The sequence below is a fragment of the Halomonas sp. BMC6 genome (assembly GCF_964204995.1).
Lineage (GTDB): Bacteria > Pseudomonadota > Gammaproteobacteria > Pseudomonadales > Halomonadaceae > Vreelandella.
In genome coordinates this window covers 428,318-448,193 of the sequence record NZ_CAXNSH010000001.1, presented here as the reverse complement: position 1 = coordinate 448,193, position 19,876 = coordinate 428,318, and the positions used below count along the sequence as shown (strand labels likewise).

Genomic DNA, 19,876 nt, shown 5'->3' with positions numbered 1-19,876 from the left:
AATGAATGTTTAGAATGAAATCATTCATTGTATGAATAGTGAGGCGCTATGCGGTCGCTCCGCCACTTTGATCTGAATTTGCTGCTGGTCTTCGAGATGCTCATGCGTGAGCGACACGTCACTCGCGCTGCCGAAAAGCTTCACTTGAGCCAGCCAGCGCTCAGTCATTCGCTCAAACGCCTGCGTGACGCGCTAGACGACCCGCTATTGGTACGCACCGAGCAGGGCCTGCAGCCCACGCCCCGCGCCATGGCGCTGCTCCCCGTAGTGCAACAGGCATTGACGTCGTTACAGGCGGGGTTGGCACCGCCAGCCACCTTTGCCCCCGCGACCAGCACTCGGCACTTTACCCTGGCGACCACCGACTACTTCGAAGAGGTCATGTACCCGGCGTTTCTGAGCCAACTGTTGAGCTATGCCCCCGGGATTAGTTTTTCCATCGAGCTGATTACTCCCGACGTCCTGAGCGACGCGTTAGAACAGCGCCAAGTAGACATGGTAGTAGGGCTGGATCGCCAGTCATCGCTCCCTAGCGGCGTGGTGCAAACGCCCTGGATGCACGAAGAGCTGGTGTGTCTGGCGGCCCAGCACAATCCGCATGTGGGGGAAGCGCTGGAACTTGAGGCATTTGCCCGCCAGCTCCACGTAGAACTCGCCGATATCAGCGGTCTGCTGCCCAGCCGTATCGAGAGCTGTCTCGCCCAGCACGGATTGAGCCGCCGGGTGATCTCGAAAAACCTCAACTACATCGCCGCCGCACGGGTCGTGGCGCTGACCGACGCGATCATTACCTTACCTCGCCAAATGGCCGAGCGCTTCGTTGCCATGCTGCCCGTACGCATGGTGGCCCCACCGGGTGAACTTCCCGAATTGACCATGACGCTGATCCAGCACAGCCTCTACGCCAATGCGCCTGCCAACGTATGGCTGTACGAAGAACTCACCGCCTTTGCCAACACCGTGCGCCGTTAAAGCACTCCCTTTTCCAGATCAACGTGTTGTAGATAAACAACGCAGTTGAAGCAAAGGTTGAATGGTCACTGGCAGGCTCGGCGTTAGATCCTAAACTGCTAGCTGGCGCGTTGTTTGGCGCCGCAGTGAATGAACAGCGCTCAACGACGCTAGCGATGACACGCTGGCGGTGAGGGGGCGGCGCTGTTGGCGGGACAAACCAAGGGAGAAAGCGTGTGAAAATAGGCGCACCAAAAGAGAGTGCCCGGGGAGAAGCGCGGGTCGCGCTGACCCCCGAGAGCGCAAAGCATCTTCAAAAGCTGGGCCATGAGTGCCTCATCGAAACGGGGGCGGGCTTGGCCGCCGGGTTCAATGACGACACCTATCGCGATGCTGGCGTCACCGTGATCGAGAGCGCCGACGCGCTGTGGCGCGACGCTGAGGTGGTCATCAAAGTTCGCGAGCCCTCTGATGAAGAGGCCAAGCGGCTGCGCGAAGGCCAAACGCTGATTGCCTTCTTCTGGCCAGCCCAAAACGAAGCGCTGCTGGAAACCTGCAAAGCCCAGGGTGCCACCGTCATCGCGATGGACATGGTGCCGCGTATTTCTCGGGCGCAGAAGATGGATGCGCTTTCCTCCATGGCCAACATTGCGGGCTACCGCGCAGTGATCGAGGCGGGAAATAACTTCGGCCGTTTCTTTACCGGCCAAGTGACCGCCGCAGGCAAAGTACCGCCTGCCAAGGTATTGGTGATCGGTGCTGGGGTGGCAGGTTTGGCGGCGATTGGCACTGCGACCAGCTTAGGGGCAGTAGTGCGCGCTTTTGACGTGCGCCCTGAGGTTTCTGAGCAGATCGAATCCATGGGCGCCGAGTTCCTGTTCCTCGATTTCGAGGATAGCCAGGACGGCTCCGAGAGCGGTGGCTACGCGGCCCCTTCGAGCCCTGAGTTCCGCGAAAAGCAGCTCGCGTGCTTCCGTGAACAGGCTCCGGACGTGGATATCGTGATTACCACGGCACTGATTCCCGGCAAGCCCGCGCCCAAGCTCTGGCTGGAAGACATGGTCGCCGCCATGAAACCCGGTTCGGTGATCGTAGATTTGGCCGCCGAGAAGGGCGGTAACTGCGACCTGACGCAGCCCGACGAGCGCGTGGTGAGCGATAACGGCGTGGTGGTGATTGGCTACACCGACTTCCCCTCGCGCATGGCGACGCAAGCGTCACTGCTTTACGCCACCAATATTCGCCACATGCTCACCGACCTTACCCCTGAGAAAGACGGCGTGATCCATCACAACATGGATGACGATGTGATTCGCGGCGCGACGGTGACGCACCAAGGGGAAGTCACCTTCCCACCGCCGCCGCCGAAGGTGAAAGCCATTGGCGCGGCCAAGCCGAAGAAAAAAGAGAAAGAGCCCACGCCCGAAGAGAAGAAAGCCGCCGAACTGGCCACCTTCAAGGCGCAAACCAAGCGCCAGGTCACCATGCTGGCCGTAGGGGGCGCGCTCATGCTGTTGTTGGGACTTGTGGCGCCTGCTTCGTTCATGCAGCACTTTATCGTCTTCGTATTGGCCTGCTTCATTGGCTTCCAGGTGATTTGGAAAGTGAGCCATTCACTGCACACCCCGCTGATGGCGGTAACCAACGCCATTTCCGGCATCATTATTCTGGGAGCGATACTACAAATTGGCTCGGGCAGCGCGGTGGTGAGCGTGCTGGCGGGTATTTCCGTACTGATCGCGTCTATCAATATCGTGGGTGGCTTCCTGGTGACACGCCGGATGCTGGCCATGTTCCAAAAATCCTAAGCGGCGGAGAGACGATATGTTAGAGCAAGGATTCGTATCTGCCGCGGCGATTGCGGCAAGCGTGCTGTTTATTCTGTCGCTGGGCGGGCTGAGTAATCAGGAAAAGGCCAAGCGAGCCGTGTGGTACGGCATCGTCGGGATGGGGTTGGCGGTGTTTTTCACCTCCTTCGGCCCCGGTATTGGCGCCTACTGGTGGCTGATTCCCATGATGCTGATTGGCGCAGGCATCGGGGCCTACGTGGCGGGCAAGGTCGAAATGACTGAAATGCCTCAGCTCGTGGCCGCGCTGCACAGCTTTGTGGGCCTAGCGGCGGTATTCGTTGCCTGGAGCGCGGACCTAGAGCGTCGCCGGGTGATGGCAGCTCGTGCCGCTGAGGCATCGCTGGACCAGTTCTCCGCCTTTGCGGCGCTGGTGGCGACCAAAGCCCCCGATGAGCTGATGTTCCTGCAAATCGAGGTGGTGCTAGGCATCTTTATCGGCGCGGTGACGTTCACCGGCTCGGTGATAGCCTTCGGCAAGCTCGCTGGCAAAGTGGATGGCAAGCCAAAGCAGTTGCCCGGCGGCCACATGCTGAATGCCGGTGCGGCTGTGCTTTCGCTGCTGCTGGCGATTATGTACCTCAACGGCGCAGGCTTCTGGACGCTGCTGGTGATTGCGGCGCTGGCGTTCTTTATCGGTTACCACCTGATCATGGGCATCGGCGGGGCGGACATGCCGGTAGTGGTCTCGATGCTGAACAGCTACTCCGGCTGGGCGGCGGCGGCGATTGGTTTCACGCTCTCCAACGACCTACTGATCGTGACCGGGGCGCTGGTGGGCTCCTCCGGGGCGATTCTCTCTTACATCATGTGTAAGGCGATGAACCGCAACTTCGTCAGCGTGATTTTGGGAGGCTTTGGAGGCTCCCAAGGGCCTGCTGCCGAGATCGAAGGCGAGCAGGTGTCCATCGATGCCAACGGCGTTGCCACGGCGCTCAACGATGCCGACAGCATCATCATCGTGCCGGGTTACGGCATGGCGGTGGCGCAAGCGCAAACGGCGGTCAGCGATCTCGTGCGTAAGCTGCGCGCGGCTGGCAAAACCGTACGCTTCGGCATTCACCCGGTGGCCGGGCGCTTACCAGGACATATGAACGTGCTGCTGGCAGAAGCCAAGGTGCCCTACGATATCGTGCTGGAGATGGATGAGATTAACGACGACTTCGCCACGACCGACGTGGTTATCGTTATCGGTTCCAACGACATCGTGAACCCTGCGGCCGAAGAGGACCCCAACAGCCCCATCGCGGGGATGCCGGTGCTCAAAGTGTGGGAAGCGAAGCAGGTGTTCGTCAGTAAGCGTGGTCAGGGTACCGGCTACTCGGGTATCGAGAATCCGCTGTTCTTCAAAGAGAACACGCGCATGTTCTACGGCGATGCCCGCGATAGTCTGAATGCGCTGCTACCGCTGGTGGAGTAAGTCCGTGTCGCAGTAGACTGCTAAGGAACGGGACGCGTGGCGCCCGTTCCTTACTGATTGGGAATAGCTATTAGCGTGTTGGTTAAATGCAAATTGTGACTATTGCGAAGGTGCTTTAAAACTGTGACACGTGAATAACGCATTCCTGCGCTAGCGACGGTGGGCGTCGGTACCTCATCTAGCGTGAAGATGCACAGCATTTGTTCCCTTGGTATCACCAAGGCTAAGAGCAATAAGGGAGAGAGCAATGAGCGGTAAATGTCCTGTCATGCATGGTGGTAACACCTCGACCGGTACGTCCAACAAGGATTGGTGGCCGGAAGGGTTGAACCTGGATATTTTGCATCAGCAAGATCGCAAATCAGACCCGATGGACCCGGATTTCAACTACCGTGATGAAGTTCGTAAGCTCGATTTCGACGCGCTGAAAAAAGACGTTCACGCGCTGATGACCGATAGCCAAGAGTGGTGGCCCGCTGACTGGGGGCACTATGGCGGTTTGATGATCCGTATGGCTTGGCACTCTGCTGGCACCTACCGTATTGCTGATGGCCGTGGGGGCGGTGGTACCGGTGCGCAGCGCTTTGCACCGCTCAACTCCTGGCCGGACAACGTCAGCCTGGATAAAGCACGTCGCTTGCTGTGGCCGATCAAGAAGAAGTACGGCAACAAAATCAGCTGGGCTGATCTGATGATTTTGGCCGGTACCGTGGCGTATGAGTCCATGGGCCTGCCCTCTTACGGCTTCTCCTTCGGTCGCGCCGATATTTGGGAGCCCGAGAAAGACATTTACTGGGGCAACGAAAAAGAGTGGCTCGCGCCCTCTGACGAGCGCTACGACGACGTCAACAAACCCGAAACCATGGAAAACCCGCTGGCCGCCGTCCAGATGGGGCTCATCTATGTAAACCCGGAAGGCGTCAACGGTCAGCCGGACCCGCTGAAAACCGCACAGCAGGTGCGTGAAACCTTCGCCCGTATGGCGATGAACGACGAAGAGACGGCGGCTCTGACCGCTGGTGGCCACACCGTCGGTAAGTGTCACGGTAACGGTGATGCCTCTGCGTTGGCCGCTGAGCCAGAAGCCTCTGACGTTGAAAACCAGGGCTTTGGCTGGGGCAACCCCAACATGCAGGGCAAGGCGAGCAACGCCGTGACCTCGGGCATTGAAGGGGCATGGACCACCAACCCTACGAAGTTCGACATGGGCTACTTCGACCTGCTGTTCGGCTACGAGTGGGAACTGAGAAAGAGTCCTGCCGGTGCCCATCAGTGGGAGCCGATCAACATTAAGGAAGAAGACAAGCCGGTCGACGCCAGCGACCCCTCGATTCGCCACAACCCGATCATGACTGATGCGGATATGGCGATGAAGATGGATCCGACCTATCGCGCCATCTGCGAAAAATTCATGGCCGATCCGGAGTACTTCAAGAAGACTTTCGCGAAAGCTTGGTTCAAGCTGACGCACCGTGACCTGGGCCCGAAATCACGTTACATCGGCCCGGAAGTGCCGGCAGAAGACCTGATTTGGCAAGACCCGATTCCGGCAGGTAACACCGACTACTGCGAAGAAGTGGTCAAACAGAAAATCGCGGAAAGCGGTCTCAGCATCAGCGACATGGTCGCCACCGCTTGGGACAGCGCCCGTACCTATCGTGGCTCCGACATGCGCGGTGGTGCCAACGGTGCCCGGATCCGTCTGGCTCCGCAGAATACATGGCAGGGCAACGAGCCGGAGCGTTTGGCGAAAGTGCTGAGCGTCTACGAGCAGATCTCGGCAGACACCGGCGCTAGCGTGGCCGACGTGATCGTACTGGCCGGTAGCGTCGGTATCGAGAAAGCCGCGAAAGCAGCAGGTTACGAAGTACGCGTGCCCTTCCTGAAAGGCCGTGGCGATGCGACCGCCGAGATGACCGACGCAGACTCCTTCGCACCGCTGGAGCCGCTGGCCGATGGTTTCCGCAACTGGCAGAAGAAAGAGTACGTGGTGAAGCCGGAAGAGATGCTGTTGGATCGTGCGCAGCTGATGGGCTTGACCGGCCCGGAAATGACCGTGCTGCTGGGCGGTATGCGCGTATTGGGCACCAACTATGGTGGCACCAAACACGGCGTTTTCACCGACCGCGAAGGCCAGTTGACCAACGACTTCTTCGTGAACCTGACCGATATGGGGAACACTTGGAAGCCAGTGGGTAGCAACGCCTACGAGATCCGTGATCGCAAGACCGGTGCCGTGAAATGGACTGCCTCGCGGGTGGATCTGGTGTTTGGTTCCAACTCGCTGCTTCGCTCATACGCAGAAGTGTATGCCCAGGACGATAACGGTGAGAAGTTCGTCAAAGACTTCGTCGCCGCCTGGACCAAAGTGATGAACGCTGACCGTTTCGACGTCGCGTCGTAAGTCAGCAACGGTTCGTCGTACTATCTAAGGCACCCCTAGTGGGTGCCTTTTTTGTATGCGTGTCTGGGCATCGCTGGTTCGTCAGCTTTGCTACAGTAGCGCGTGCTTTTCCACCGACGTAACAATACGAGATCGACGATGAAACGCAGTAAATGGATATGGCTCGTATGGGCCGTTGTCTTGTTGAGCTATTTAGTGCCTTACACGCTGTTGAGCGACGTGTCGCGGTGGTACGGCAGCTTTTTGTTCTGGACCGTGGCCGGACTGGTCATCATTGCGCTGAACGTGTTCATCACCTTAGATTTTAAGGAACATGGCGATGACTGAGTCGCTCATTGGGTGGTCCATCGCTATCTATGTGGTCGTCGCGATTGGCATCGCTATGTTGTCGCGCCAACGCTCGGCGAAAGGCGGCTCAGACAGCATGTCGGGGTACTTTTTGGGTAACCGCCAAATGAACGGCTTGGTCTCGGCGCTGAGCTACAGTGCCACAACGTATAGCGCCTTCATGATGGTGGGCTTGGCTGGCCTGACCTATGCGGGTGGCGTGGGCGCGCTCGGTTTTGAAATCATCTACTTTGCCGGTGTCTCACTGGTGGCGGTTTTCGGCCCTAAATTCTGGGCGGTCGGCAAGAAGTTCGGCTACGTGACGCCCAGCGAGATGCTGGGGCATCGTTACCATAGCAAGCCGGTGGCCATGGCCGTGTCGATAGCGAGCTGTATCTTCCTGATTCCTTATTCTGCCGTCCAGCTCGCCGGGGTGGGTTATCTGCTTCAGGGGATGACGGATGGCACCATCACGTTTACCACTGGGGTCGTGCTGGCCACGGTGATCGCCATTTTCTTCTCCTATATCGCGGGGATTCGTTCGGTCATGTGGACCGACTCGCTCCAGGCCATCATGATGATCGTGGCGTCCACGTTGGTCGCGCTCTTGGTGATCCAACACCTGGGCGGTTTTGGCGTACTCTTCGATACGTTGGCAACGGAGCACCCTCAGTCCCTGACGGTACCCGGCCCAGGGCTATTCAGCTTTGTGACCTTCCTAGGGCTCACCATTCCCTGGTTCTTCTTTAGCCTGTCGAATCCACAGGTCAGTCAGCGTCTTTTTATGCCCTCGTCGCTGCGCTCGATGCGCCACATGCTGATTGGCTTTTTGGTGTTCGGGTTTATTTACACTCTGGTCTCCGTGCTGTGGGGCTTCTCGGCGTTGGCTGCTTTCCCTAGCCTAGAGCGCGCCGATTTAGCCACGCCCACGCTACTGGCCTCCGAGTTCGTGCCGCCCGTATTAGGTGTGATAGTGATGATCGGCATCATGGCGGCGGCCGTTTCCACCATCGACTCGATCATGCTGACCCTGGCATCCATGGTCTCCCGCGACGTCTATGCCAACCTCAAACCCAGCGTTAGTGAAAAGCGTCAACTGCTGGTGGGTAAGTGTGTGGTGCCAGTGATTGCACTGATAGCGCTGGCGTTCGCCGAGCTACAGCTCGATCTGATTGCGGTGCTGTCGGTGGCCGCCTCGTCGGGCTTGGTGGCTATGGTGCCTGCGCTGATCGGTGCTTTCTATTGGAAGCGCGGCACGGCTGCCGGTGCACTGACCAGCGTGGTGGGTACCAGCGCCTTTGTACTGCTGATGTATGCCACCGGCAATTCACTACTGGGTCTGCCTGCCGGTGTATGGGGCATTGTGGTCGCGAGTGTGCTGTTTGTTGGCGTTAGTCTTGTGACCAAGCCTCATCAAGCCTCTACCGATGCTTTCTTTGCCGCCATCGCGGAAGAGTTGGGTACACAGCGTCGCACTGCCAATGACCCGGCGAAGAAGCAAGCGGCTCATTAGGCACTCCTAGCGATAAAAGCCCCTGATGAGGGGCTTTTTAGCCTTACTGCCACTTCAATAACTGCGCTCTGTAGGCCGCCTGCGCCTGCGTCGCACTGATGGGCTGCAAACGCACCTTGGTGCCCGGCAAGCACTGGGCGAGGCGGGCGCAGGCCATGGGCGTCAAAGCACCCAGGCGCGGGTAGCCACCGATGGTTTGGCGATCGTTCATCAGAATGATCGGCTGGCCATCGGGAGGAATCTGCACGGCCCCTAACGGAATCCCCTCAGAGACGATGCCGCCCAGGCGGCTGTTCAGCGCTTTGCCGGTCAGTCGAATGCCCATGCGGTCAGCGCGTTGGTCCACGGTCCAGGGCTGGTTGAAGGCATCGAACAGGCTGCGCCCGGCAAAGTGCGCGGCTTGGGAGCCCAGCACCATGTCCAGCACGGTTTCTTCTGAGTCGGGCAGGGGAAGCAGGGTGCCTTGGGGTAACTGTCGCGGCGTGGCGCTGCTGCCTTTCCAGGTGAGCTGATCGCCGGTTTTAAGCGGTTTGCCATCTTCGTGCAGGCCGCCGATGTGCTCTCTTGCCGTGCAGGCTTGGCTGCCCAGCACTGTTGGCGCATCAAGCCCGCCAGGAAAGGCAAGGTACGCGCGCAGGCCTTTTCGCGGCTGACGAAAGACCAGCGTTTGGCCCGCTTGCATCATAAAGCTGTCGTTGGGCGTCAGCGGTTGGCCCTCCAGCGTGGCGGCAAGGTCGGCTCCGGTGAGGGCAAGGCGCACGTCGCTATTGGCCACCAGCGTCAGGTTGCCGCCCATGACGATTTCCAGCGCGGCGCTCTCCAGCGGGTTGCCCAGCAGCCAGTTGGCCCAGCGGAAGGCGATCCAGTCGGCGGCACCGCCTTGAGTCACGCCTAAGTGGCCGACGCCGAAGCGGCCCGCGTCTTGGATCAGCGCCAGCGGACCGGCTTGCTTGACGGTCAACATGGGTTGGCTCATGACCGCTCCTCCAGCGGGGTCGTATCGCCCCCAGCCGCTTCAAATTCTGATTGGGATATCGCCTTAAAGCGCACTTTATCGCCCGGTCGCAGCAGCGGCTCGCCACGTTTGGCGTGCTCGAAAAGCGGCACGGCTGTTCTGCCAAGAATGTTCCAGCCACCCGGCGAAAGCAGGGGGTAAATCGCGGTTTGCCGGTCGGCAATGCCTACGCTTCCTGCCGCCACGCGGCGGCGGGGCGTTTTCAAACGCGGCGTGGCAATGGCTTCATCCACCAGGCCCATAAAGCCGTAGCCAGGGGCAAAGCCCAGTGCAAACACGCAGTAGTCGTGACTGCAGTGGCGCTCAATCAGCGCCTCGACGCTGAGGCCGGCGCGCTGGGCAACGATGGGCAGTTCCGGGCCAACGCGCTCGTCGTACCATACGGGGATTTCGTGGAGCTGGCCCTGTTGGGCATCGGCGGGCGTTAAATTGCGCAGCGCACTGCGCGCGAGCGTCGAGGCTTGGGCAAAGGTGAGCTTTTGGCAGTCGTAGTGCACCAGCAGGGTGGTGTACGACGGAATGAGATCAATCAGCGCGTGATCGAAGGCGCGCCGTAGCGCCTCGTCGGCGGCCATGATCCACGCCATATTGCTTTCATCAATGGCATCGAACAGACGCACCGTCAGGGCGTCCATCGCTGCCGTTTCTAAGCGCAGTTTCACGCGGACTCCAGCGCCGTAAAGGCCTCACGAATGGCGCGCACGGCGGCCACGGATTCGGGGTTATCGCCATGCACGCAGAGCGTGTCGCAGGGCAACTGCAAGGCGCTGCCATCCCGGGCGGTGAGGGGTTCCCCTTTCGCAAGCGCGACGGCTTGGGCGACGATGGTGGCTTGGTCGTGGTGCACGGCCCCCGGCAGGCGGCGAGAGGCTAAGTGCCCAGTGGCCTCATACGCGCGGTCTGCGAAGGTTTCAAACCACAGCGTCACGCCCATTTTTTCCGCTAACTGACGATGCGGCGCTGGGTTGGCGGTGGCCATCACCATGAGCGGCAGGCGGGCATCGAATGCCTTCACGGCGCGCATGGCACCTTCCAGCAATGCCAGATTGGCAGCCATGTCGTTGTACATCGCCCCGTGGGGTTTGACGTAGCTCAGCGCGGTGCCTTCCGCTTGGCAAATGCCCGCTAGTGCGCCGATTTGGTAGAGCATCATGTCTTCCACTTCGGCAGGCGAGCAGGCCATGGAGCGGCGGCCAAAGCCCATTAAATCCGGGTAGCCAGGGTGCGCACCAATTTTTACGCCGTGCTGAACGGCAAGCTTTACTGTCTTGCGCATCACGTGGGGGTCGGATGCGTGGTAACCGCAGGCAATGTTGGCACAGTCAACGTAGGGCATGACATCGGCGTCCAAACCAATCGACCAGTTGCCGAAACTTTCGCCCATATCGCAGTTAAGCAGCGGAATCGCCATAACGTCTCCTGCAGGATTGCGTGTTGTTAGTAATTGATATCGCAATTAATTAGCTAAATGAGGAAACCATTTGCTAATCATGATGACTCGTTAGTCAGTATGTTTATGGTTGTGTTAACGCAAAAATAATATATGGAGCCTGTGTCTCAAGTGCCAATCGTTTTTAGCGATATTAAGTATCGGTGGTTCCTATCATGCTGTTATTTAGTAGAAAAATAGTTGACGCTAGGGCGTGATACGATTATCAACTAAAGAAAGCGACTCAAAAAAGATTACAAAAGAGACGCCCTGATCCGCCGTATGTCGCGCGTTTGCGACACTTATAACAATGGTTAGGGAAGGGTGATTTCCGAGGAGTACCACATGCGGTTGCCAGCCCCGCGACAGCTTGCCCGTGCCCAGCACGGCAGGTTGCACACACATTTGCATAGCGACGCTTCACCAGGGTTACCCGCGGTGGGCGGCGTGGTGAAAGCGCCTGATGCGGTGCTTTCCATGAATGCGCTTTTGATAGGCTGGTGAAGACGATGCTGGATTTTAAGGAACTCGACGCCTTCGTATGGGCCGTCAGGCTTGGCTCGTTTCGTAAAGCGGCGGTGCGCTTACACATCACGCAACCCTCCGTCTCCGAGCGTATCTCACGGCTAGAGAGCACGGTGGGCGAGCTGCTGTTAGAGCGCTCGGCGCGGCCTATTCAGCCCACGATGCGCGGTCGAGAGTTCTTTCTCCACGCCGAGCGTATGCTGGCTCAGCGCGATGAAGCCTTGAAGCTGTTCGACAGCGAAGAGGATTTCTCGGCACCGTTGCGGCTCGGCACGATCGAGACGATTGCCCATAGCTGGTTTCCTCGCTTCATGCAGCGCCTCACCGAGCGCTACCCCAAGCTGATCATCGAACTGACCGTCGACTACTCTCCCGCGCTTAACGAGCGGTTGATGAGCAACGAGCTGGATATTCTCTTGGCCATGAACGGCTACCTGCCCCCCGAGCAGATCGACCAAGAGACGCTAAGCCCCTACGAAATGGGCATGTTCGTCTCGCCACGCCATGCCCAAATGCTGAGCGCACGCCCCCACGCGTGGTGCACCACGCTGCCGTTCATCTCCTTTGGCAAGCTGGCGCGCCCTTACGAAGAGCTGGTGAGCTATCTCGCCGCGCAAGGGGTGCCGCAGCCGCGTATTCATAGCGTCAGTACGCTGATGACCATTGTGCGTTTGACCACCGAAGGCCTAGGGATTGGCGCGCTACCGGTCGCTACCGTGTTGGATGAGTGGCGACGTGGCGAGCTCTACCGCTTGGCCCTCCCCGCGCCGTTACCCGCCATGCACTATGATGTGATTTGGCGTAGCGCCAATCATCCGCGCTTCTGCCGCGGCGTTGGGCGCTTAGCGCAGGAGTGCGCGCTGGCGTATGCCGCCGAAAAGCATACCGAGATCACGAACACGTGTTTTACCGGACGCTGGGTCACACCTAGCGCTCCTTCCTCCACCCCCGTGCAGCACCTCCATCAATATGAATAAGAGGACTTTTCCTATGCGTACCCGCTTGGCTACCCCCCTGCTTCTTGCCACGGCTTGCAGCCTTGCCGCCGCCGCGACCGCTCAGGCCGCTGAATGGACCATGGCGACGCCCTACGGCGATGCCAGCTTCCATACCCAAAACACCAAGCAGTTCGCGGAAGACGTGGCAGAAGCCACGGATGGCGAGCTCACCATTACCGTCCATAGCGGCGGTTCACTGGTGTCCCACGGGGAGATCAAACCGTCGGTGCGTCGCGGCACCATCGATGCCGGTGAGGTGTTCCTGTCGATCCTTTCCAACGACGACCCGATTTTCGAAGTCGATACGCTGCCCGGTGTGGCCGGTAGCTACGACGATGCTTACGCGCTGTGGGAAGCCACCAAGCCAATGATCACCGAGCTGTTCGCCTATGAAGGGCTGATTCCGCTCTACGCCGTCGCCTGGCCTGCGCAGGGTATTTATACCGCCGAGCCGCTGACGGATCCGGCCCAGTTCGAAGGGCTGCGCGTGCGTGCGCCGAACATCAACACCCAGCGCTTCGTCGATAACCTGGGCGGCAGCCCCACCGAAACTGAAGAGTCCGATATTCCCACGGCCTTCAGCACGGGCCGTGTGGACGCCATGATTACCTCCAGCTCTACCGGTAACTCGATGGCCGCGTGGGATTACGTGACCGATTACACCGATGCCAACCTGTGGCTGCCGAAGAACATCGTCTTCATCAGCCAGCGCAGCTTTGACCGCTTAGACGAAGCGACTCAAGACGCGCTGATGGAAGCAGCGGCGCGTGCCGAAGAGCGCGGTTGGCAGATGAGCCGTGAGAACAACGAGGAAAGCCTGGCGGCGCTACAAGAGAATGGCATTAGCGTATCGACGCCCAATGCTGACGTAGCGGCTGCACTGCAGGCGGCCGGTGACGAGCTATTCGCCGATTGGCAGTCTCGTGCAGACGATGAAGCCAAAGCGGCACTGGAAACCTACCGCTCGCAGCGTGGCAACTAAAGCCTCGTTGCTTCGGTAACGCCTGGGGCAGCTCGCGGGCTGCCCCTTCCCCTACGCGCTCTGTGAGACTGCGAACATGACGTTTAAATTCGACAAACTCTATCGCCTGGGTGCCTGGGGCGCAGCAGCGTGCATGGTGGCCATTTGTGCGCTGATCGCGCTCCAAGTCACTTTCCGTTTAGTGGATGCCCTACTGGTGCTGGTGGGCGTTAACCGACTCGGTATCAGTATTACGGGGGTGTCGGAAATGGCCTCCTATTTATTGGTGGGCGCCACGTTTCTGGGGCTGGCTTACACCTTTGTTCATCATGCCCATATCCGAGTGACCTTACTGATTTCACGTCTGCCGTCAGCCGTGCGCGTGTGGTTTGAGGTCTTCGGACTGTTGATCGCGTTGGTCATCAGCGTTTTGCTGGCCTACGGCCTGATCGGTTTGGCGAGGGAAAGCCTGCAGTACAACGATGTGTCATCGGGCTTTATGTCGATTCCTCTATGGATTCCCCAGGTGGTGCTCGCCGTTGGGGTAGGGCTTTTGGCCTTGGCGCTATTAGAAGCACTATGGATGGCTGGGCGCATTGCCATACGCGACCCGGCAAGCTTTCGGGAAGCCATGTCCATCGACGATAACGACGCGCATTAAGCAGCGACTCGGGAGAGACCCTCGTGCTACTACTAAGTTTAGCGACTATGTTGACCCTGGTGCTGCTGTTGGGCAGCGGGGTGTGGATTGCCTTTGCCTTGATAGGCACCGCATGGATTGCGCTGCAGTTTTTCAGCCCGTTTGACCCCGGCCCCATTCTGGCCTCCGATTTTTGGGGGGCAAGCTACGGCTGGGATTTGACGGCGCTGCCGATGTTTATCTGGATGGGCGAGATTCTGTTTCGCTCGGGGTTGGCGGACAACATGTTCCGTGGACTGTCCCCCTGGTTGAATCGCCTGCCGGGCCGTTTGCTGCATACCAATATCATTGGTAGCGGGATGTTTGCAGCGGTGTGCGGCTCATCGGCAGCAACGTGTGCCACGGTGGGCAAAATGACCCTGCCAGAGCTTGAGCGTCGTGGCTACGACAGCAATATGGCGATTGGTACGCTGGCCAGTGCGTCCACGCTGGGTCTGCTGATTCCGCCCTCGATCGTGCTGATCGTTTACGGTGTGGTCACGGAGCAGTCGATCTCGCGGCTCTTTATGGCGGGCATTGGTCCCGGCTTAATGATCTTGGCGCTGTTCATGGCGTATTTGGTGCTGTGGGCGCTGCTCAAAGGCAACCGTGCTGGCCTGACCGGTGCCGATGAATCCGATATGAGCTTCGCCGAAAAGCTGCGCAATACCTGGGCGCTGGTGCCTATTTTGCTGCTGATCGGCGGCATCATCGTCTCGATTTACGGCGGATTGGCCTCGCCGACGGAAGCGGCTGCGGTGGGCGTGGTGCTGTCGATGATCATTGCCCGGTTCAATGGCCACTTCAATCGAGGGATTTTTACCGACTCGCTGTTTGCGGCGGTGCGTACGGCGTGCATGATCGCCTTCATCATTGCCGGTGCGTCGTTCCTCACTTCGGCCATGGGCTTTACTCAGGTTCCCATGAAGCTGGCGCAGGCGATTGGTGAGATGGGGCTCTCGCCTACGATGCTGCTCATTGCGCTGACGCTGCTGCTGCTCATCATGGGCTGCTTTTTGGACGGTATTTCGCTGATCCTGCTGGTGACGGCGATTATCATGCCGGTCATCAGCGCTGCGGGCTTCGATCTGATCTGGTTCGGCATTTACCTGGTGATCGTGGTCGAGATGTCGCAAATCACGCCGCCGGTTGGCTTTAACCTGTTCGTCATCCAAGGGTTGACCGGTAAGGATATTTTGACCATCACCAAAGCGACGCTGCCGTTCTTTTTGCTGATGCTGCTGGCCATTGCGCTCATGCATCTCTTCCCCAGCATCGCACTCTACCTGCCCTATGCCATGACGAGCTGACGGCCAGGGTTAGTGACCATACACCGACACCCCGCCCCGGCCAGAGCGTTTGATGAAGTACATGCTCTGGTCGGCGGCATCGATCAGTTCTCGCTCGTTGCCAAAGCCGCCGTCGGTCAGGCAAGCCACGCCAATCGACACGGAGACGTAAAGCGCCTCTTGCTCGATCCGTGCCATGGGGCGCTCCTGCAAGCGTCGAGTAATGCGTTCGGCAAAACGTCTCGCGCCCTCGGCATCCTCGTCCGGCAGAATCACCAGAAACTCTTCGCCCCCGTAGCGGCCCGCCAGGTCGCCCACGCGAATCAGCGAAGCGAGCATTTTGCCAAAACGGGTGAGCACTTCATCGCCCGCCTGATGGCCGAAGCGATCGTTGAGCACTTTGAAGTGGTCCAGGTCGATGAACACCACCGACATGGTGCGTTTGGTCGATAGGCAGAGGTGAAAGCGCGCGCGTAGCTGCTCCTCCAGCCAAGCGCGATTGGCCAGTTGGGTCAGCGGGTCGATCCGGCTGCGCTGCTCTAGCATGGCGTAATCGTTGAGCAGCGTTTTGCGTGCTTTTTGCTGGGCGTCCAAGCGAGCGCTAAGCATCAATGTGTGCTCGAAGAGCAGCTGCTGAGCCTCCTGCAGTAGCGCTACGCTGTCGACCGGGACGGGCTGACTCAGTCCGAGGGTGTCCATCAAGGGGGGAAGGGACTGCTCCAGGTGTGCCAGCAGCCCAGACATGGCCCACTCGCTCGCAGGCGCTAACGCCTGGAGCTGGCGTATCACGCCCGCTAATGCTTGAGCGGGATTGGCCGATAACCAAGCATCGGCCACCGAGCCGGAGACCCGTAGGCAGAGCGCAGCGTTATCCTCGGTATCGAGCCCGTCGTGGCTGCCGTGGATCGCCTGCACTAACGCGTCATGGGCGCCCCATTTTGCCAGCAACCAAGCGCCCACCAGAGCGTGGTCGCAGCCGAAATAGCGCCTTTCCACCTGAAGGGTATGTAGGTGGGAGGTGTGCTCGGTGCCATACAGCAGGTCAGCGTCGGTGGGGTAGGCGGTTTGCAGGGCCAACATGCCAATGTCTTGCAATAGCGCCGAGGTAAACACGCTCCCGGACTGGTGGGGGCAGAGCTGCTGCGCGAGGTAGCTCGCGGCGACGGCCGCCGTGACGGCGCGCTGCCAAAAGTGCTGGCGACTGCGGGCGGTGTGGCCATGTTCAAACAGGCAAAAGCTCAGTACCGTGGCCAGGGTGACATCCAGCCCCAGGCGCTGGGTCGCCTCGAAACAGGTATGAGGCGGCTGAGCCGCGCGCAGGTAGTGCACGCTATTGGCCACGCTCATGACCCGGGCCGTCAGGGCAGGGTCGTGTTCGATGGCGCGGGCGTAATCGCTCAAAGTGGCGTCGCCACTGCGCGAGATGTCTAGCACCTTGAGCGCTACGGCGGGTAGGGTCGGTAGTCGCTTGCATTGCAGCAAGGCGCTGCTGAGAAAGCTGGGAAGCTGGTTAGCCAGCGAGGTGTAGAGTGTTTCGCTGACGGCGGTAGGCCCCGTCATAGTGTCTCCTCAAATGCCGTGCAGCGAAGCGGGCAGTCAACTGAATAGCGATAGATGTTTTTATCATAATGCCAAGGCCACCGATACGCTTGGGCATTTTCGACATCTTCCATAAGGTAGCTGTTTATGGTGCAAACGTCGCCGTGCTTTGTTAAAACAGTGGCAAAGCTTAGCTGCTCTATAACGACATAAGCGAGTGCAACGATGCACACAAGGAAAGAAGCAGCAGAGATTTTTCGCCAGTTGGCAGAAGGGGTCGGACTCAGTGGTCAGCCCTGTTTCTTTGCTACCCTGGTGGAACAGCTTGCTCATCTACTGGCCGTCGACCATGCGCTGGTGGCGGTCGTCACTGATGCCAATATAGCGGAAACCCTGGCCGTTTGGTCAAGAGGGGGCTTGCAAGCCAATCTCTCCTATCCGCTGGCGGGCACCCCTTGTGAAACCGTGGTAGGTCGTGAGCCCTGTCTGTACGCCTGCGATGTGCAGTCCCGCTTTCCAGAAGACGATCTCCTGAGCCAGCTCGGTGCCGATAGCTACATGGGCTTGCCGCTGTTTGGACCCGATGGCTCGGCCATTGGCCTACTGGCCGTGCTCAACAATCGTGCCATGGCATTCGATGGGTTAGAGAACGAAATTCTGCGTATTGCCGCCGCACAAGCGGGTGCCGAGCTGGGTCGTCGGCAGGCAGAAGCCGCGCTGCGCAAAAGCGAGGCCGCCGCCAAAGAGAGCGAGCGGCGGCTGAACACCCTGCTCAATCACTTGCCCGGCATGGCCTACCGCTGCCTGAATGACCACGACTGGACCATGCAGTTAGTGAGTCAAGGTGCCGAAGCGCTGACCGGTTATCGGCCGGAGGAGTTGGAACACAGCCGAGTGACGAGTTTTGCCAGTCTCGTGCACAAGGAGGATCAAGAGCGGCTGTTCCAGGAGGTGCAGGCGGCGATTCGCCAGCGCCGCCCTTATCGGGTGACGTTTCGTATCCGGCATCGCGACGGCAGCGAGCGCTGGATGTGGGAACAGGGGCAGGCCATTTTCTCCGACGAAGGGGACGTGCTCTGTTTGGAAGGCTTCATTACCGACGTGACCGACCAGCAAGAGGCGCAGCGAGTGCAGCAGGCGGTCGTACAAGTCGCCTCGACCGTGACCTCCCGGGTAGGCGATGACTACTTTCAGCAGCTGATCGCCACGCTGACCACGCTATTGGAAGCCGATGCAGGGTTCATTGCCCTACTGGATCAGCCCGTACCGCCGCCCCAGGGAGCGTCACCCCACCCCAATAATGTGCTACCCGCCACCACGGGTCATACCGTGAGCTTGGTCGTCGCCGGTCAGCCTCGCAAGAATCACACCTTTTTGCTGCGCGATACGCCGGTCGAACGCGTCGTACTCGAACAAGAGAGTGTCGTCCATCATGGCCAGCGCTTCACCTTGCCGGGCGCTACGCTGAGCGCACAAGCCTGGATTGGTCGACGGCTGGATAACGCAAAAGGCGAAGCCATTGGGGCGATGATGGTGTTTTACCAAGCGCCGTTAACCACCAATGCCTTTGCTACGTCGGTGCTACAGATTCTCTCCACGGGAGCGGCAGCGGAGCTAGAGCGACGCCGTGACCATCGCCATATGCATCAGCTGGCCTACACCGATAGCACGACCGGTTTGCCCAACCGGGTGCAGTTCATGGAGTATCTGCGCGACATGGGCCAGCTTGCCCATGAGCAGACGTCGCCGCTGGCGCTGCTGCTGTTGGATTTGCGCCGCTTCAAAGAGATCAACGACCTGCACGGCCATCACATTGGTGATCAGTTATTGGCCACCGTGGCGGGACGTTTGCGTCACCTGGACCTGCCGAACGTGCACTGCGCGCGACTGTCGGGGGACGAGTTCGCGCTGCTGTTGCCTCACATCGATCGCGCGAGCGTGGATGACGTGGTCAAACAGCTGTGCAGCTTGGTCAAGCGGCCGATTCGTTTGGATCATCGTGTCTTCAATTTGGACGTGAGCATTGGCTTTGCGCGCTACCCTGGCGATGTTGCCAAGGCCAGCGAGCTGTTCAATGCGGCTAGCATCGCGCTACACCACGCCAAAAAGCGCGACACCAACATCTCTCCTTATACGCAAACCATGCGTCATACCCTGGAGCGCCGCCAATGGATGACCGAGCGGCTGCACGTGGCGATCTTGGAGCGGCGGCTGGAACTCTACTTCCAGCCTCAGGTGGATTTACACACTCAAGCGTTGACCGGGGCAGAGGCGCTGTGCCGCTGGCACGATCCCGAATGGGGCTGGGTAAGCCCGGGCGAGTTCATCCCCCTGGCAGAGGAGCGCGGGCTGATTCGTTTACTCGGCGACTGGGTGCTGGAAGAGGCCGCTCGCCAGCTGAGCGAGTGGCAGGCGGCGGGTACACCGCTCCCTGGACGGCTATCGATCAACATCTCCGCGCAGCAGTTTGCCGACCCGCGCTTGACCACCCATATTGCCACGCTCACCTCCAGCGTCTCGCCCAGTGCGATTGCCATCGAGCTGACCGAAAGTGACTTCATGCGCGACCCCGATCAGGCGGTCATCATCACCCAGGCCATGCGCCAAGCAGGCTATGCGCTGTTCATCGACGATTTTGGCACCGGCTACTCTTCGCTCTCTTACCTGCGTCGTTTCGCAGCCGATGCGCTCAAAATCGACATCTCGTTCGTGCGCGATATGTTGGATAACCACCACGATCGCGCCATCGTGCAAACGATCATCGCCATGGCCAACACGCTGGATATGAAAACCCTCGCCGAAGGCGTCGAGAGTGCCGCCCAGGCAGCGCTACTGGCCGAGATGGGGTGCAATCAGGCGCAAGGTTACTGGTTTGGCAAACCGCTGTCGGCCGACAGTTTTGCCCGTACCTGGCTGAGCCGTTAGGCGCGCGTTCGTCATCTTACTGTCATCATGCTTGGCATACCCTACGCGCGCCAA

At 59.4% G+C, this 19,876-nt stretch carries 16 protein-coding genes; 12 read left to right on the top strand and 4 right to left on the bottom strand.

Annotation, left to right across the window (positions count from 1 at the left end; translation table 11 throughout):
- Nucleotides 1–48: 48 nt before the first annotated feature.
- The 6 genes from AB6K10_RS02040 (at nucleotide 49) to AB6K10_RS02015 (ending at nucleotide 8,462) form a co-directional block, all read left to right on the top strand.
- Nucleotides 49–972 carry a LysR family transcriptional regulator gene (locus AB6K10_RS02040; RefSeq protein WP_339117888.1) on the top strand — a complete coding sequence of 308 codons (924 nt, stop codon included), beginning with the start codon at nucleotides 49–51 and terminating at the stop codon, nucleotides 970–972.
- Between the two features lie 215 nt (nucleotides 973–1,187).
- The gene (locus AB6K10_RS02035) at nucleotides 1,188–2,759 is read left to right on the top strand and encodes a Re/Si-specific NAD(P)(+) transhydrogenase subunit alpha (RefSeq protein ID WP_285263705.1); all 1,572 of its coding nucleotides are present in this window, start codon (nucleotides 1,188–1,190) and stop codon (nucleotides 2,757–2,759) included.
- 16 nt (nucleotides 2,760–2,775) lie between these two features.
- Nucleotides 2,776–4,218: an NAD(P)(+) transhydrogenase (Re/Si-specific) subunit beta gene (locus AB6K10_RS02030; protein ID WP_339117887.1), complete on the top strand. Its 1,443-nt coding sequence runs from the start codon at nucleotides 2,776–2,778 to the stop codon at nucleotides 4,216–4,218.
- Nucleotides 4,219–4,465: 247 nt separating this feature from the next.
- A complete protein-coding gene (gene katG / locus AB6K10_RS02025) occupies nucleotides 4,466–6,622 on the top strand; it encodes a catalase/peroxidase HPI (RefSeq protein WP_339117886.1) in 2,157 nt (718 codons plus the stop codon).
- A gap of 138 nt (nucleotides 6,623–6,760) precedes the next feature.
- Complete coding sequence (locus AB6K10_RS02020) at nucleotides 6,761–6,949, top strand: hypothetical protein (protein WP_339117885.1); 189 nt, start codon at nucleotides 6,761–6,763, stop codon at nucleotides 6,947–6,949.
- Nucleotides 6,942–8,462 carry a sodium:solute symporter family protein gene (locus AB6K10_RS02015; protein ID WP_339117884.1) on the top strand — a complete coding sequence of 507 codons (1,521 nt, stop codon included), beginning with the start codon at nucleotides 6,942–6,944 and terminating at the stop codon, nucleotides 8,460–8,462. Before AB6K10_RS02020 ends, AB6K10_RS02015 begins: the two co-directional genes overlap by 8 nt.
- Before the next feature lie 43 nt (nucleotides 8,463–8,505).
- Here the strand turns inward: AB6K10_RS02015 and AB6K10_RS02010 are convergent, their stop codons facing one another.
- Genes AB6K10_RS02010 through AB6K10_RS02000 form a run of 3 tightly spaced genes read right to left on the bottom strand, consistent with a single transcriptional unit; the run spans nucleotide 8,506 to nucleotide 10,888 of the window.
- Nucleotides 8,506–9,438, bottom strand: a complete 933-nt coding sequence (locus AB6K10_RS02010) for a biotin-dependent carboxyltransferase family protein (RefSeq protein WP_339117883.1) — start codon at nucleotides 9,436–9,438, stop codon at nucleotides 8,506–8,508.
- A complete protein-coding gene (pxpB, locus tag AB6K10_RS02005) occupies nucleotides 9,435–10,139 on the bottom strand; it encodes a 5-oxoprolinase subunit PxpB (RefSeq protein WP_339117882.1) in 705 nt (234 codons plus the stop codon). Before pxpB ends, AB6K10_RS02010 begins: the two co-directional genes overlap by 4 nt.
- Complete coding sequence (locus AB6K10_RS02000) at nucleotides 10,136–10,888, bottom strand: 5-oxoprolinase subunit PxpA (RefSeq protein WP_339117881.1); 753 nt, start codon at nucleotides 10,886–10,888, stop codon at nucleotides 10,136–10,138. The genes pxpB and AB6K10_RS02000 overlap by 4 nt, the downstream gene beginning before the upstream one ends.
- A 363-nt stretch (nucleotides 10,889–11,251) precedes the next feature.
- Here AB6K10_RS02000 and AB6K10_RS01995 point away from each other — a divergent pair, with 363 nt between their 5' ends.
- The 5 genes from AB6K10_RS01995 (at nucleotide 11,252) to AB6K10_RS01975 (ending at nucleotide 15,379) form a co-directional block, all read left to right on the top strand.
- Complete coding sequence (locus AB6K10_RS01995; protein ID WP_253018445.1) at nucleotides 11,252–11,410, top strand: hypothetical protein; 159 nt, start codon at nucleotides 11,252–11,254, stop codon at nucleotides 11,408–11,410.
- A 5-nt stretch (nucleotides 11,411–11,415) separates the two neighbouring features.
- The gene (locus AB6K10_RS01990; RefSeq protein ID WP_285263698.1) at nucleotides 11,416–12,408 is read left to right on the top strand and encodes a LysR family transcriptional regulator; all 993 of its coding nucleotides are present in this window, start codon (nucleotides 11,416–11,418) and stop codon (nucleotides 12,406–12,408) included.
- A 13-nt stretch (nucleotides 12,409–12,421) separates the two neighbouring features.
- Nucleotides 12,422–13,411: a TRAP transporter substrate-binding protein gene (locus AB6K10_RS01985; protein WP_253018441.1), complete on the top strand. Its 990-nt coding sequence runs from the start codon at nucleotides 12,422–12,424 to the stop codon at nucleotides 13,409–13,411.
- Between the two features lie 76 nt (nucleotides 13,412–13,487).
- Nucleotides 13,488–14,051 carry a TRAP transporter small permease gene (locus AB6K10_RS01980; RefSeq protein WP_305947682.1) on the top strand — a complete coding sequence of 188 codons (564 nt, stop codon included), beginning with the start codon at nucleotides 13,488–13,490 and terminating at the stop codon, nucleotides 14,049–14,051.
- A 23-nt stretch (nucleotides 14,052–14,074) separates the two neighbouring features.
- Nucleotides 14,075–15,379 (top strand): TRAP transporter large permease, encoded by a 1,305-nt coding sequence (locus AB6K10_RS01975; RefSeq protein WP_305947683.1) that lies wholly within the window; start codon nucleotides 14,075–14,077, stop codon nucleotides 15,377–15,379.
- A gap of 9 nt (nucleotides 15,380–15,388) precedes the next feature.
- On the opposite strand, the gene AB6K10_RS01970 is transcribed toward AB6K10_RS01975, so the two are convergent.
- A complete protein-coding gene (locus AB6K10_RS01970; RefSeq protein WP_339117880.1) occupies nucleotides 15,389–16,918 on the bottom strand; it encodes a diguanylate cyclase in 1,530 nt (509 codons plus the stop codon).
- Between the two features lie 204 nt (nucleotides 16,919–17,122).
- On the opposite strand from AB6K10_RS01970, the gene AB6K10_RS01965 reads away from it, so the two are divergent.
- Nucleotides 17,123–19,822: an EAL domain-containing protein gene (locus AB6K10_RS01965; RefSeq protein ID WP_339117879.1), complete on the top strand. Its 2,700-nt coding sequence runs from the start codon at nucleotides 17,123–17,125 to the stop codon at nucleotides 19,820–19,822.
- Nucleotides 19,823–19,876 lie beyond the last annotated feature (54 nt).

Excerpts from the sequence above, each read along its gene's own strand:
- AB6K10_RS02040 (WP_339117888.1), top strand. The coding sequence starts at position 49 with ATGCGGTCGCTCCGCCACTTTGATCTGAATTTGCTGCTGGTCTTCGAG.
- AB6K10_RS02030 (WP_339117887.1), top strand. The coding sequence starts at position 2,776 with ATGTTAGAGCAAGGATTCGTATCTGCCGCGGCGATTGCGGCAAGCGTG.
- katG (WP_339117886.1), top strand. The coding sequence starts at position 4,466 with ATGAGCGGTAAATGTCCTGTCATGCATGGTGGTAACACCTCGACCGGT.
- AB6K10_RS02020 (WP_339117885.1), top strand. The coding sequence starts at position 6,761 with ATGAAACGCAGTAAATGGATATGGCTCGTATGGGCCGTTGTCTTGTTG.
- AB6K10_RS02015 (WP_339117884.1), top strand. The coding sequence starts at position 6,942 with ATGACTGAGTCGCTCATTGGGTGGTCCATCGCTATCTATGTGGTCGTC.
- AB6K10_RS02010 (WP_339117883.1), bottom strand. The coding sequence starts at position 9,438 with ATGAGCCAACCCATGTTGACCGTCAAGCAAGCCGGTCCGCTGGCGCTG.
- AB6K10_RS02000 (WP_339117881.1), bottom strand. The coding sequence starts at position 10,888 with ATGGCGATTCCGCTGCTTAACTGCGATATGGGCGAAAGTTTCGGCAAC.
- AB6K10_RS01995 (WP_253018445.1), top strand. The coding sequence starts at position 11,252 with ATGCGGTTGCCAGCCCCGCGACAGCTTGCCCGTGCCCAGCACGGCAGG.
- AB6K10_RS01990 (WP_285263698.1), top strand. The coding sequence starts at position 11,416 with ATGCTGGATTTTAAGGAACTCGACGCCTTCGTATGGGCCGTCAGGCTT.
- AB6K10_RS01985 (WP_253018441.1), top strand. The coding sequence starts at position 12,422 with ATGCGTACCCGCTTGGCTACCCCCCTGCTTCTTGCCACGGCTTGCAGC.
- AB6K10_RS01980 (WP_305947682.1), top strand. The coding sequence starts at position 13,488 with ATGACGTTTAAATTCGACAAACTCTATCGCCTGGGTGCCTGGGGCGCA.
- AB6K10_RS01970 (WP_339117880.1), bottom strand. The coding sequence starts at position 16,918 with ATGACGGGGCCTACCGCCGTCAGCGAAACACTCTACACCTCGCTGGCT.
- AB6K10_RS01965 (WP_339117879.1), top strand. The coding sequence starts at position 17,123 with ATGCACACAAGGAAAGAAGCAGCAGAGATTTTTCGCCAGTTGGCAGAA.